The 13,304-nt window shown below is 49.4% G+C and carries 11 protein-coding genes and 1 tRNA gene; 11 read left to right on the forward strand and 1 reads right to left on the reverse strand.

Going from position 1 to position 13,304, the window contains the following annotated elements; translation table 11 throughout:
- Nucleotides 1–112: 112 nt before the first annotated feature.
- The 11 genes from spoIIR (at nt 113) to ACZ25G_RS07990 (ending at nt 12,858) form a co-directional block, all read left to right on the forward strand.
- Nucleotides 113–721: a stage II sporulation protein R gene (gene spoIIR / locus ACZ25G_RS07940; RefSeq protein WP_191482807.1), complete on the forward strand. Its 609-nt coding sequence runs from the start codon at nt 113–115 to the stop codon at nt 719–721.
- A 441-nt stretch (nt 722–1,162) separates the two neighbouring features.
- Nucleotides 1,163–3,805: an alanine--tRNA ligase gene (alaS, locus tag ACZ25G_RS07945; protein ID WP_342680883.1), complete on the forward strand. Its 2,643-nt coding sequence runs from the start codon at nt 1,163–1,165 to the stop codon at nt 3,803–3,805.
- 55 nt (nt 3,806–3,860) lie between these two features.
- The gene (locus ACZ25G_RS07950) at nt 3,861–4,199 is read left to right on the forward strand and encodes an HIT domain-containing protein (RefSeq protein ID WP_191482805.1); all 339 of its coding nucleotides are present in this window, start codon (nt 3,861–3,863) and stop codon (nt 4,197–4,199) included.
- Nucleotides 4,200–4,237: 38 nt separating this feature from the next.
- On the forward strand, nt 4,238–6,415 hold the full coding sequence (locus ACZ25G_RS07955) for a ComEC/Rec2 family competence protein (protein ID WP_463682094.1): 2,178 nt from the start codon (nt 4,238–4,240) through the stop codon (nt 6,413–6,415).
- A gap of 22 nt (nt 6,416–6,437) precedes the next feature.
- Nucleotides 6,438–7,490 (forward strand): DNA polymerase III subunit delta, encoded by a 1,053-nt coding sequence (holA, locus tag ACZ25G_RS07960; protein ID WP_463682095.1) that lies wholly within the window; start codon nt 6,438–6,440, stop codon nt 7,488–7,490.
- On the forward strand, nt 7,487–8,080 hold the full coding sequence (locus ACZ25G_RS07965) for a toprim domain-containing protein (RefSeq protein WP_463682096.1): 594 nt from the start codon (nt 7,487–7,489) through the stop codon (nt 8,078–8,080). The genes holA and ACZ25G_RS07965 overlap by 4 nt, the downstream gene beginning before the upstream one ends.
- 24 nt (nt 8,081–8,104) lie before the next feature.
- Entirely contained in the window at nt 8,105–9,445 is a 1,341-nt protein-coding gene (locus tag ACZ25G_RS07970) for an MBOAT family O-acyltransferase (protein ID WP_191509714.1), read from the forward strand.
- Between the two features lie 28 nt (nt 9,446–9,473).
- Complete coding sequence (locus tag ACZ25G_RS07975) at nt 9,474–10,583, forward strand: DHHW family protein (RefSeq protein ID WP_191482800.1); 1,110 nt, start codon at nt 9,474–9,476, stop codon at nt 10,581–10,583.
- Between the two features lie 97 nt (nt 10,584–10,680).
- Nucleotides 10,681–10,767: transfer RNA gene (locus ACZ25G_RS07980), tRNA-Leu, on the forward strand.
- A gap of 333 nt (nt 10,768–11,100) precedes the next feature.
- A complete protein-coding gene (locus ACZ25G_RS07985) occupies nt 11,101–12,402 on the forward strand; it encodes a LuxE/PaaK family acyltransferase (RefSeq protein WP_191482799.1) in 1,302 nt (433 codons plus the stop codon).
- Between the two features lie 18 nt (nt 12,403–12,420).
- Nucleotides 12,421–12,858, forward strand: coding sequence for an ACT domain-containing protein (locus ACZ25G_RS07990; protein WP_191482798.1), 438 nt, complete (start codon nt 12,421–12,423; stop codon nt 12,856–12,858).
- Nucleotides 12,859–12,966: 108 nt separating this feature from the next.
- Here ACZ25G_RS07990 and ACZ25G_RS07995 read toward each other — a convergent pair.
- On the reverse strand, nt 12,967–13,304 hold a 338-nt coding region (locus tag ACZ25G_RS07995; RefSeq protein ID WP_463682097.1), incomplete at its 5' end, for an LPXTG cell wall anchor domain-containing protein.

Here is a 13,304-nt window from a genome sequence, read left to right on the forward strand (position 1 = left end):
GGCCGGATGTTTTACCTACAAATATTTCAGTCTATTGTATATTGGAAAATATTCCCGTCCATATTTTCATTGCAAACGTTTGACAACAGTGAAGAGAAGGACGGAATCTATTATGAAACTCAACCGTGTAGAACTTTCTATTGTCATTGGTCTGATCCTTACCATTTTTCTAACTTCTTTCTGTTCTTTTGCGGGAGCATGCAGCAATATCCGCCAGGATGTTATACGTTTACATGTGCTGGCAAACTCCGACTCCGAAGAGGATCAAGCCCTTAAGCTTCAGGTCCGGGATAGAGTATTGGAAGAGACAGAGCAGCTTTTCCTCTCCGCTCAGGACAAGGCAGAAGCCGCGGAGCTGGTGAAGAAAAATCTTCCGGCGATCCAGTCGGCTGCCCATCAGGTTGTTTTAGAAAACGGCTATGACTATGATGTTGAGGTCACATTTCAAAACGAATATTTCACTACAAGGGAATATGATAATTTCACCCTTCCGGCCGGCAGGTATGATGCGGTACGGGTAAAAATCGGCGCAGCCCAGGGGCACAACTGGTGGTGCGTCATGTTCCCGCCTTTATGTATTCCTGCGGCGGAAAGCGAACAGAAGGTAGAGACGGTCATCGGTGCTGACGGCAAAGAAATCATCTCCAACCGGCCAAAGTATGAGTTTAAATTTAAGATTTTGGAGGTGCTGGAGGACATAGGGGAATGGTTTCGCAGATAAAGTCCATACTTTGCCCTTTTTCGTTGACAATATGCCGCAAAAAAAGTATAATTGATGAGAAATCACCGCTGTGTTGTCAACCACGGCGAAGAACGGCGATGAAGGGAATCACCTGTTCCATCCCGGCGCAAGAGAAAGAACCAAAGCGTTTTCGCTTTGCTGGAAGGTTCTGCCGATGAGGGGATAGGGAGCCACCCCTGAGCCGCAAAGCTGTCACAAGCTTTGCCGTATCCCGCGTTAAGGGGCAACTAAGCGGCGGGGAATTCCCGCAATTTGGGTGGTACCACGGAAACTAGAAGCTTTCGTCCCATAGAAGCAGACTGCTTCATGGGAAGAAGGCTTTTTTATTGTGGTTTTTTCACCACCCGATATCCATATTGGTATGATACAGGGGCTTCCCTGTGAAAAACAACGGAATATCAAGAAAGAGGTAAGATTTTCATGCAGTGGACAGGATTAAACGAACTTCGGGAAAAATTCCTGACTTTTTTTGAGAGCAAGGGTCATACCCGTCTGCCCAGCTTCCCGCTGGTGCCCATTGACGATAAGAGCCTGCTGCTCATCAACTCCGGTATGGCGCCCATGAAGAAGTGGTTTTTGGGCCAGGCTACTCCGCCCAACAAGCGGGTGACCACCTGCCAAAAATGTATTCGCACTCCCGACATCGAGCGGGTGGGCAAGACCAGCCGCCACGGCACCTACTTTGAGATGCTGGGCAATTTCTCCTTTGGCGACTACTTTAAGCATGAGGCCACCCAATGGGCTTGGGAGTTTATCACCAAGGTACTGGAGCTGCCCATCGACCGGATTTGGGTCTCTATCTATGAAAACGACGAGGAAACCAAGGATATTTGGGTCAACGAAGTTGGGGTGGATCCCAGCCACATTGTCCGCTTGGGCAAAGAGGACAATTTCTGGGAGATTGGCTCCGGCCCCTGCGGCCCCTGCTCCGAGATCTATTTTGATCGGGGCGAAGAATATGGCTGTGGCAGCCCCACCTGCGGCGTAGGTTGCGACTGCGACCGTTTTGTGGAATTCTGGAATCTGGTATTTTCCCAGTACAATGGCGATGGCAACGACCACTATACCCCCTTGGAGCATCCTAACATTGACACCGGTATGGGACTTGAGCGTCTGGCCTGTATCATGCAGGGGGTTGACAACCTCTTTGAGGTGGATACCGTTCAAAACATTATGAAGCATATCCGGGAGATTGCCGGGGTGGATTATGGCGCTGACGAAAAGACCGATGTCTCCTTGCGGGTCATCACCGATCACATCCGATCCACTACCTTCATGATTAACGACGGCGTAGTTCCCCAGAACGAGGGACGCGGCTATGTATTGCGGCGTCTGCTGCGCCGGGCTGCCCGCCATGGAAAGCTTTTGGGCATTAAGGGCCCCTTCCTCTATCAGGTGGTAGACACAGTGATTCGGGAAAATGAAAACGCCTATCCGGAGCTGAAACAGAACAGCGAATACATCAAAAAGGTGGTCCGGGTGGAGGAAGAACGCTTCGCCAAGACCATTGACCAGGGCATGGAGCTGCTCTCCAACATGATCGACAAACTCGACAGCAATATGGAAAATGCGATTCTCTCCGGAGAACAGGCATTTAAGCTTTATGATACCTTTGGATTCCCCATCGACCTGACCCGGGAGATTATTGCCGAGCGTTCCATTGGCCTGGATGAGGAAGGCTTCATGAAGCTGATGGAGGAGCAAAAGCGCAAGGCCAGAGAGGCCCATTTCTCTAAGGATACTGTGGGCTGGAAGGATGACAGCCTCAAGGATATAGACGTTGAGGATGAATTCGTCGGCTACACCGACATGAAAGCCACTGCTCAGATTGTGGCCATTGTTAAAGACGGCGAAACTGTGGACAGCGCCACCGAAGGCGATGAAGCGATTATCGTTTTGGATAAAACCCCATTTTACGCGGAAAGCGGCGGCCAGGTGGGGGATACTGGCTCCATTGTTGACGGTACCGCTGTGTTCCAGGTGACAGACTGCAAAAAATCGCCTTCCGGCCAGTTTATGCACATCGGTAAGATGGAATCCGGCTGCCTGGCGGTAGGTGATACAGTGGATGCGTCCATTGATGAGAAGCGTCGCCGCGCCATTATGAGAAACCACAGCTGCTGCCATCTGCTGCAGGCGGCACTGCGGGAGGTGCTGGGAGACCATGTCCATCAGGCGGGCTCCTATGTGGACGACGAGCGTTTGCGCTTTGACTTCTCCCATTTCGCAGCCATGACACCGGAAGAAATTCGCGCTGTGGAAAAGAAGGTCAATGCCAAAATTCTGGAGGGACTGCCCATTTCCATCAAGGAGATGCCCATTGAGGAAGCCAAGAAGATGGGCGCCATGGCGCTGTTCGGTGAAAAATACGGCGATGTGGTTCGGGTCGTCAATATGAGCGGTTATTCCATAGAGTTCTGTGGTGGAACCCACCTGGACAATACCTCCAAAGTAGGATTGTTCAAGATCATTTCTGAATCCTCCGTGGCGGCGGGGGTACGCCGTATTGAAGCAACTACCGGCCTTGGCGTGCTCCATCTGCTGGATGAAGCCAACGAGACCATTGTCAAATCGGCGGAGAACCTGAAGCTGGCCAATCCCGCTGACCTGGTCAGCCGTACCCATACAGTAGCGGTAGAACTCAAAGAAAAGGAAAAAGAACTGGAAGCACTCAATCAGAAGATGGCCTCTGGCAAAGCGGAAGAGCTCTTGGACAATGCCAAAGAGATTTGCGGCGTCCGTGTTGTAGGCGCAACCTTTGCCAATATGAAACCGGAGACGGTGCGGGCTATGTGCGACACCCTGAAAGAGAAATTCCCCACCATTGTTGCGGTTTTGGCGACCAGCAACGAGGGTAAAGGCAACATCTGCGCCGCCTGCGGCAAAGAGGCGGTAAAACTGGGTGTTCATGCCGGCAAGCTCATCAAAGAGGTATCCCAGATTGCCGGCGGTAACGGCGGCGGACGTCCGGACAGCGCCATGGCAGGTGTCAAGGATGTCTTTAAGATGGATGAGGCCATTGCGGCTGTACCTTCCATCCTTGAAAAAATGCTCCAGAAATAATCGAAAAATCTGGGGGAATATGATATACTGATGTTATCGAAAGGAGGCGGCATGGATGGATTGCCTGTTTTGCAAAATCGGAGCGGGGGAAATCCCGTCTAAGAAGATTTACGAAGATGAGAAGATCCTGGCGTTTTACGACATTGACCCCAAGGCGCCGGTTCATTTTCTGGTAATTCCCAAAGAGCACATCTCCTGCGCCAATGAAATTACGGCGGAGAATAGTGATATCATTGCGCATATTTTTGAGACAATCGCCAAGATCGCCGGAGAGCTCAATCTTTCCGGAGGATACCGGATTGTCAATAACTGTGGGGAGGACGGCGGTCAGACAGTAGGCCACCTGCACTTCCACGTGTTGGCGGGCCGGCAGCTCGCCTGGCCTCCCGGCTAATGGAACATTAAAAATTTAACTCCATGGAGGAAATCGACATGAAACGACCGCTTGCTGTGTTGGGCTTTACCTATCTGATCACGCAGGCGGTCGCTTGCTATTTCTCCATGTCCGTCAATCTGGGATTGAGCCTGTGCTGTTTTGCCCTAGGTGCGGCGCTGTGGCTGAGCCGCCTGTTTGACGCCAAGCGGACCCTGCTGCTTGTCCTCTTTACGGTGGCTCTCTCCACGGGAGCGCTGTTTTTACACCAGAGGATTGTCTATGCGCCAGCGGCAGCCATGGCTGGAATGGAACCTCAGGTCACCGCCCATATTGTGGATACACCTGAGCGGTTGGCAGGTGGCGGCTACCGCTACACCATGGAAACCACGGCTGTGGGGATAGAAGACGCACCCCAGAGGGTGAAGATCCTGGTGGACACTCAAAAGCCATTGGATGTTGATCTCTATGATACATTGCAGTTTAAAACTTCGCTGCGCTTGTTGGATCAGTATAATTGGTCGGAAGAGATCTATTTGGGAGGCTATATTACCTCCGACATCATCTATACGCCGGTAGAAGATAAGCCCATCTCCTATTACTTTGTTAAGTTCCGGGAGGAGATGAATGAGGTGATCACATCCTCCTTGCCGGATGAGGAGGGCGGGCTTGTCAGCGCTATGGTCACCGGTGACCGGAGCCTGGTGAAGGAAACCGGCGTCTATGATCTTTTTACCAGAACCGGTGTGACCCATTACATCGCCATCTCCGGGCTGCATATGTCTATTTTAGGCGCGATGGCTCTCTATCTTCTGAGAAAGCTCAAATTCTTACCCCATTTTCTGCCGTATTTATTGGCGTCCGTTTTTGTACTGCTCTATATGGCGGTGTTGGGATTTGCCCCTTCGGCTACCCGTTCCGGCATTATGCTTATTGTATTTTATCTGGCGCGGGCCATCGGCAGAAAATCGGATTCCCTTAACTCCCTGGGACTGGCCCTGTTTTTGATTGCGGTTTCCAACCCTTTCGCGGCCTCCAGCGTGAGCCTACAGCTTTCCGCCGCCGCTACCCTGGCCATGCTGACTCTGGCGGCAAAGGTCAGTGCCTTTTTCTTGCATCTGCATCCAGTGTTTCGGAAATACTGGTTTTTCCGTTGGGCCCTTGACCTGCTGGGAATGTCGATAGGCGTTACGGTATTTCTCATGCCGCTGACACTGTTATATTTCGGAAATGTTTCGTTCATCAGTCCCTTGGCTACCCTTGTACTCAGCCCTTTGATGCCGGTGATGATTGTTGGCGGCTTTTTTACCGCCCTTGTGGGCATGGCACTTCCTTGGGCGGCCGCACCTTTTGCGTTCTTTGCCGGAATTGCGGCAAAGGTATCAATCGGCATTGTTTCATTTTTTGCCAAGTTTGATTTCCTCTCCCTTACAGATGACGCTCCTTTTGTAGGAATTTGGATGATTTTCGCTGTTTTGATTATGACCGGATGTTATCTGGGCAGGAATAACGGCCTGCGGCTTCAGCTGGGCGCACTCCTTTGCGCTGCTCTATTTCTGGTAGGAGCTCTTTCCCATACGGTGCTGATGAATGGAGTGACCTCCCTGCAGGTCTACGGCGGAGAGAGTGCGCCCTATTTGGTGGCAGATTTCCCCCAGGGGAAGATGGTCATGCCGCTGTATGAACCGACAGGGGAGATCAGCTTTCCGGTAACGGATGAGAAAATCTCACTTCTCTATGTCAAGGGTGATTATACCCGGTATGAATCGGTGTTTGACCAGTATGAAATCGACGCTGTGGTAGTTCCCGACACCACTCCCGTGGAACAGCTCACCGCAATGCTGCCGGAGGGTTGTAAGATTTATCCTCTTGGCAGCATGAAGGCGAAAATTGGAGACGCCACGGTGGAGACGTTGGCCTACACCGATGGAACAGCCACCACCATCCGCACCGGGGATTTTTCGCTGCTCCTCACCGATGGGGAGGTGGATGCGGCTATGCTGCCGCTGCAAAGGACAGCAGCAGATGTATGGGTGGCCAATGGAAATTGTGAAAATCCCCAGATGATTGCCGCAAGTTATGGAATTGCCGTGGAGGGAGAAAAGCAGCGGATCATCCAGAATGCCATGCTGTCCCAGGGAGCGGAAACGGCGACGTTTGACCATTGTGAACGCATCGATATCCTGACCAGGGGCGGGGAGGATATCAAGGTTTTGGAACGGGGCGGTTTGGTGTGATATTTCGGAAGGGAGGAAAAAGATGATATTGACAAAAGAAAGCGACATAGGATCTCATATCAAAAAGGAGCCTCTCTGCCGAGTGTATTATATTTATGGAGAGGAAGCCTATCTCAAAGATCTATGTGTCCGCCGGCTCCTTCGCCGGGCGGTGACCAAGGGTCAGGAGGCTTTTAATTTCCACCGTTTTTCTGGAAAGGGGCTGTCCATGGACGAATTAGAGCAGGCTATTGCCACCCTGCCCTTTCTCAGTGAGAAAAACTGTGTTTTGGTGGAAGATGTGGAGCTGGACAAACTGGCCAAACCGGATATGGAGCGGCTGAAAGCAATCCTCTCGGACCTTCCGCCGGATACGGTGTTGATCTTCTCCATGATGAATGTAGAGGGCGGACCTAAAAAATCTGCCAAACACAAAGCAATTGTAGATTTAGCTGCAAAAAATGGGTGTGTTTGCTGCTTTGAGAAGAGAAAAAGCGGGGATTTGATCCGGTTTGTGAGAGAACGGATCCAAAGCCGGGGATGTGAGATATCTCCCCAGAACGCCGCGCTTTTGGTAGAGCGGGTGGGGGAGGATATGACCACCTTGGCCACAGAGGTCAGAAAACTGACCGCTTACCAGCAAAAAGGGGAAATTACCCGGCAGATCATCGAAAAACTGACCGCCAAACAGCTCGAGGCATCGGTGTTTGACCTATCCCGGGCCATTGTGGCCAACAATGTTCCCAATGCTATCGAGATCCTTCATGAGCTTTTCGATCTGAAGGAGGAACCGGTCAACATTTGTGGAGTCCTTTCCATGGCTTTTGTGGATCTCTACCGAGCCAAGGTGGCGGTGGTCAACCGAAAGAGCCAGAAGGATATCCTGGAGAAGTTTGACTATAAGGGCAGGGACTTTCGCGTGAGAAACGCCCTGCGGGATTCTGACCGGTTTTCAAAGGCGGTACTCTATCAGATCCTGCAGATTCTCAGCCGGACCGATGAGAAGCTTAAAAGCGCAAAAGGAGACCGGAATATTATGCTGGAGCAGGCGGTGATGGAGATTTTCTTCTGCCGTCAAAGGGAGAGAAAAATTTGATTAAAATTAAAGAAACGGTGGTTGTTGAGGGAAAGTATGATAAAATAAAGTTAGACTCTATTCTAGACGCCACCGTTATCGCTGTAGATGGATTTCGCATTTTTACCGATAAGGAAACCCTGTCCCTGTTGCGTGCCTTAGCGGATAAAACAGGACTTCTCATCCTGACTGATTCAGATGTGGCGGGGTTTAAAATCCGCCATTATATTGCGGGAGCAGTGGGGCCTGGAAAGGTCAAGCACGCCTATATTTCTGATATTTTCGGCAAGGAGAGCCGGAAGGAAAAGCCCTCCAAAGAGGGAAAGCTGGGGGTGGAAGGGGTTCCAAAGGAGGAGATCCTGCGGGCGCTGGACCGAGCGGGCGTTCTTTGTGAAGAAGGACAGAAGCCGGAGAAGAATCAACGCCCCATCACCAAAGCGGATTTTTTCGAAGATGGTATCACCGGCGGCCCAGGAAGCGCTGGGCTGCGACAGAAGATCATCGAGAATCTTCATCTGCCAGAACATTTGTCGGCCAATGCGCTCTTATCGGTGCTCAACGCACTGATGGACTATGAAGCATATCAAGAGCTTCTTGAGAAAGTGAAATAATCATAAAACAAAGGAGGGAATAAGATGCAGCCAGATAGTTTGCTTTATATTTATCTGTTTTTGCCATTTTGCCTGGTGGTCTATTATCTGATCCCCCAAAAGGGAAAAAACACGGTATTGTTGCTATTGTCTCTGGTGGTCTTTCTCTCCCTGGATATTGTATTTACCCCCTTGTTAATCGCTTCCTGCCTGATTGATTTTGTGGCAGGATGGGTGATCGAACACAACCGGGATAAAAATATACTTTGCCGATTTATTCTCTGTGTGGCTGCGGCCAAGGACTTGGCTACCGTTGCTGTCATGGTGGTTTACCGCGACTTTTTTGGCTTTGTTCTGCCATTGGGATCTATTGTTGTAAGCCTATTATCTCTCAGCTATGTTTATGATATTTATCGTTGCAAGGCCAAAGCCCAAAGAAATCCCGTCAATATGCTTACCTATACCATGATGTTTCCCCGTCTGTATTACGGTCCGTTGACCAGGTATGGGCAGATGGAATATGATCTAAACTACCGGCGGGCGTCCTTGTCCCTGCTGTGTGACGGATTGATCCAGTTTATTCAGGGCCTTGCCAAGAAGGTGCTGATCGCTGATGGAATCACCCGGGTGCTGGATATGATTGTCCGGCTGCCGGACTATAATCAAAGCATTCTTTCCTGCTGGATCTATTTCCTTGCCAGGGTCATGTGGATTTACTTTTTCTACTGTGGCTATCTGGAGATGGGGGCGGGGCTGTGTATGGTGTTTGGATTTAATGTCCGTTCCGGCTTTCACCATCCCTATATGGCCAAAAGCATTGGAAGCTTTTTGAGCCGCTTTAACAACAGCCTTCAGGAATATGTGGAACGTTATTTTTACGATCCGCTTTCTGCACGGATACGGGTACGGTGGATGAAACCTCTGGCAGTTTTCCTGTCGCTGCTCATCATCTGCCTGTTCTACCGAGCCAGTGTCAACATGATTCTGGGAGCGCTGCTGCTCACCCTTGTTTTATGCTTGGAACAACGAAGCCGGTCTGATTCCCGGCGCTTTCACGTCCCTTCTATCCTAGCCCATTTAGGAGTCATTGCTGTCTTAGGACTTTTCATGATCTTGGTAGTAACCGAGTCCCCTGCCGAGGCATGGAGCCTGCTTTTACACATGTTTGGGCTGCATGTGGGAGGAATGGAACTATATAATCAGCAGATCATCTATATATTGACCACCAATTATGTATCGCTGATTGTGGGAGTGATTTTCTGCACCGATATTTTTGCAAGGTTAGCTTCAAAATTTTCTAGCTCTAAAAGTTATCTGGTGAATCTGGCTATTATTATTGTTAATGTGCTAATATTGGTAGTGACAACGTCGTATCTGATTGGTTAGAAATAGGGGGAGAAAAGGCGGTGATCCAATGAAACCAAAGAGAATAGCAGCCATTATCCTGCTACTGATGATGTTTGTCCTTCCGCTCTATGTAGTGCTGGGGGCTCCTCAATTTTGGCAGGATCTGCCTGTTCCTACCTGGAAAACCTTGCAAAACCACACCTACATGGAACAGTTGAATAACTATGTCAGTGGACAGTTTGCGCAAAACAGGACACTGACCGGTATGCAGTCCACTCTGAAATATTATACCGGAGTAAGGGAAGAAAACGGTATTTTTATCGGTGACAACAAGCTGATTAAAAATCTAGAAGAACCAGAGGAGGAGAAGCTGGAGGCCAATATCAGTGCGGTGAATCAGCTTGCTGCGTCTCGTTCCGGAGATGTTTTTCTGGTGCTAATTCCCACTTCTGTGGTTATTAATCAGGAAGAAATTCCTCAATACGCTACCAATGTAAATCAAAGGGATATTATTGACAGGGTATATAATCAGGTGGGGGAAAATGCCAGGACCATTGACGCCTATTCTGCCCTTTTTGAAAAGCGCGAGGAGTATCTGTATTATCGCACCGATGACCGGCTGACCATTAGCGGCGCTTATGAGGTGTATAGCGCGATGATTGACAAAATGGGCCATTACAAGCGTACTATTGACGCCTTTGATGTTGAACACGCCCGTTCCGATTATTATGGGCCCCTTTATCCCATGACCTATTTTAAAAATGTGGAACCAGACCGTCTCAGTTTTTATCATTACACAAAATATGACCGGGAATTTCAAATCAAAGTCTATGGTTCGGGAGAGGTTGTGGAAAGTGATTCCCCCTATTTAACCCGATGGCTGTATACGGATAATCCTGACATGGTCTATCTGGGCGCCGGCCAGATTATGACGGAAATTCATGTAGAAGAAAGCCCTTATGAGGAAAAGCTTCTGCTGTTGGGAGACGACAATGCCTATAAGTTGGGAGAGTTCCTACAACTGCATTTTCAGGATATTACCATTGTCAACACCGCCCGGATTGCAGAGCTTCCGCAGGAGATTGACCTGGAGGAATATGACAAAATTGTCATGGCATTTGATGTGGATACCTTTACACATACCTATCAGCCCTTTGATATGGGCGGCTTGGAGTAGACTGAATTGTAATTTTGAATAGAGAAATCGAGAAGGCCGTCATTGACAATTGAGGCGGCTGTGGGTATAATAAAAAGGCGGTTATACCGCAAGAAGGGCCGCAGTGGCGGAATCGGCAGACGCAAGGGACTTAAAATCCCTCGCTGGCAACAGCGTGACAGTTCAAGTCTGTTCTGCGGCACCAGCTCGCTGCAAGCGATATGACGCTTGCAGCGAGCTTTTTTATCTTTCGGATGATTCCCAAACTGATACACCCCACCATTGCGCTAGTGCAATGGCGGGGTTCTATCTTGTAACTACCTTTTGGGGAAAGAGACAAAAAAGTTGAAGAAATGGACTTTGCTTCTTTACGTTAACAGGTAAAAATGCTATAATAAAACAAACAAAAAGAGGGAATAACCCGTTAAAAACACATTCTGTACGATCAATGTGCAGATAGAGTTGGCTCGCGCATAAAATTAAGATGCAGCTGTGCCGGCGGATGGGTTTCAGAGATTAACAGAAAGGAAAGTTTAACATGGAAAACTATTACCAGCCCGAGATGGAATGCGCATCTCGGGAACAGATTAGGGCTTGGCAGGATGAGCGGCTGGTGAATACGGTCCATCGCGTGTACAAAAATGTACCGTATTACCGGAATTTGATGGAGAAAAAGGGGGTTACTCCTGACGATATCAAATCGGTTGATGATCTGCACAAACTGCCTTTCCTGACAAAAGATGATCTGCGGGATGCTTATCCTTACGGATTACTGGCGACACCTTTGCACGATTGTGTGCGTATCCAGTCTACCAGTGGAACGACAGGACGCCGGGTAGTAGCTTTCTATACCCAACACGATATCGATCTGTGGGATGAATGCTGTGCCCGTGCCATTGTGGCGGCCGGCGGTACAAAGGACGATGTTGTCCATGTCTGCTATGGCTATGGATTGTTCACCGGTGGTCCTGGCCTCAATGGCGGTTCCCATAAAGTAGGCTCTTTGACCCTTCCTATGTCTTCCGGTAATACAGAGCGGCAGATCCAATTTATGTGTGATCTTGGCTCTACAATCCTCTGCTGTACCCCTTCTTATGCTGCTTATTTGGCTGAAAGCATTATAGAGCGGGGCCTGAGAGACAAGATTAAGCTTAAAGCCGGTATCTTCGGAGCAGAAGCTTGGAGCGAGGAAATGCGCCATGATATTGAAGAAAAATTGGGTATTAAGGCCTATGACATCTATGGTTTGACAGAAATCTCTGGACCGGGTGTTTCCTTTGAGTGCAGTGAACAAACGGGCATGCATATCAATGAGGACCACTTTATCGCGGAGATCATCGACCCGGTTACCGGTGAGGTACTGCCGGAGGGCGAGAAAGGGGAGCTGGTCTTCACCAGTATTACCAAAGAAGCATTCCCGCTTATCCGCTATCGGACGAGAGACATCTGCGTTCTCTCCCGGAAGGAATGCTCCTGCGGCCGAACCTTTGTCAAGATGAGCAAGCCCATGGGACGCAGCGACGATATGCTGATTGTCAAAGGCGTCAATGTCTTCCCGTCCCAGATTGAGACGGTTCTGCTCAACAAGGGCTACCCGGCCAACTATCAGATTATTGTCAGCCGTGAAAACAACAGCGACCGTCTGGAAGTCCAGGTGGAGATGACACCGGAAATGTTCTCCGACGCCTTGTCTCAGGTATCCGCTCGGGAGAAAGAACTGGTTGAAGCCCTGAAAGCCATGCTTGGTATCTATGCGGTTGTTAAGCTTGTTGCCCCGAAATCCATTACCCGTAGTGAAGGTAAAGCAGTTCGGATTATCGACAAGCGGAAACTCTATTAATCGAAAGGAGCAATTGCTATGACAGTGAAACAAATCTCCGTGTTTTTGGAGAATAAACCTGGCCAACTGGCAGAATTTACAAAGCTTCTGGAGAAAAATGAAATTGATATGCGGGCAATGTCCTTGGCTGACGCAGAGGACTTCGGCATTCTGAGAATCATTGTGGATGATTCCTATAAAACTGTCTGTGTGCTGAAAGATGCCGGTTATGTTTGCTCCATTACACCGGTTTTGGCGGTGGAAATTCCCGACAAGCCGGGCAGCCTTGTCAAGGTGTTGGATATTCTGGGAGAAAACGGCATCAACCTGGAGTATACCTACGCGTTTATTACCCGCAAAAAGGACGTAGCTTATATGATCCTGCGGGTGACAGACAACGAAAAAGCGGGAGATGTGCTGAGCAAAAACGGGATAAGGATTTATTGCCAGCACGAAATTTCCGAGTTGTTTGATTAAAAGAAAAATACATTTCTTGTGATCACCAAAAGAAGATCGGCCTCCGCAATTGGAGGCCGATCTTCTTTGATACTGTATGAAAAATATGATAGATCTTTTAACTAGGGATTATTTTTTCTTGCGGGAGAGAACCACTACAGAGCCAGCGCTCAGGGCCAGGACTGCCAGTGCTCCAGCGATCATGCTGTGATCTCCAGAAGACGGGTTCTCTTTGTCGCTGTTGCCAGAACCAGTTCCATTGGCGGAATCATTTCCACTGCCAGACGGCCAATCCCAGTCCCTGCCGCCTGCCTGGTCTTCGTCAGAGCCAGGAATGCTGGGCTTGTCAGTGCCAGGTGTGGGTTCTGGCTCTGTCACCGCTTCCTCTTCCCTTGTCACCACAATCACATATTCGCTCTCTTCACCTTCCAGGCGCAGAGTAACTACAATCTCGTTTTCTCCTACCT

The sequence above is a fragment of the Zongyangia sp. genome (genome assembly GCF_965361945.1).

Bases quoted from the DNA above. Each gene is read 5' to 3' on its own strand.
- spoIIR (WP_191482807.1), top strand. From the start codon at position 113: ATGAAACTCAACCGTGTAGAACTTTCTATTGTCATTGGTCTGATCCTT.
- alaS (WP_342680883.1), top strand. From the start codon at position 1,163: ATGCAGTGGACAGGATTAAACGAACTTCGGGAAAAATTCCTGACTTTT.
- ACZ25G_RS07975 (WP_191482800.1), top strand. From the start codon at position 9,474: ATGAAACCAAAGAGAATAGCAGCCATTATCCTGCTACTGATGATGTTT.
- ACZ25G_RS07950 (WP_191482805.1), top strand. From the start codon at position 3,861: ATGGATTGCCTGTTTTGCAAAATCGGAGCGGGGGAAATCCCGTCTAAG.
- ACZ25G_RS07990 (WP_191482798.1), top strand. From the start codon at position 12,421: ATGACAGTGAAACAAATCTCCGTGTTTTTGGAGAATAAACCTGGCCAA.
- holA (WP_463682095.1), top strand. From the start codon at position 6,438: ATGATATTGACAAAAGAAAGCGACATAGGATCTCATATCAAAAAGGAG.
- ACZ25G_RS07970 (WP_191509714.1), top strand. From the start codon at position 8,105: ATGCAGCCAGATAGTTTGCTTTATATTTATCTGTTTTTGCCATTTTGC.
- ACZ25G_RS07955 (WP_463682094.1), top strand. From the start codon at position 4,238: ATGAAACGACCGCTTGCTGTGTTGGGCTTTACCTATCTGATCACGCAG.
- ACZ25G_RS07985 (WP_191482799.1), top strand. From the start codon at position 11,101: ATGGAAAACTATTACCAGCCCGAGATGGAATGCGCATCTCGGGAACAG.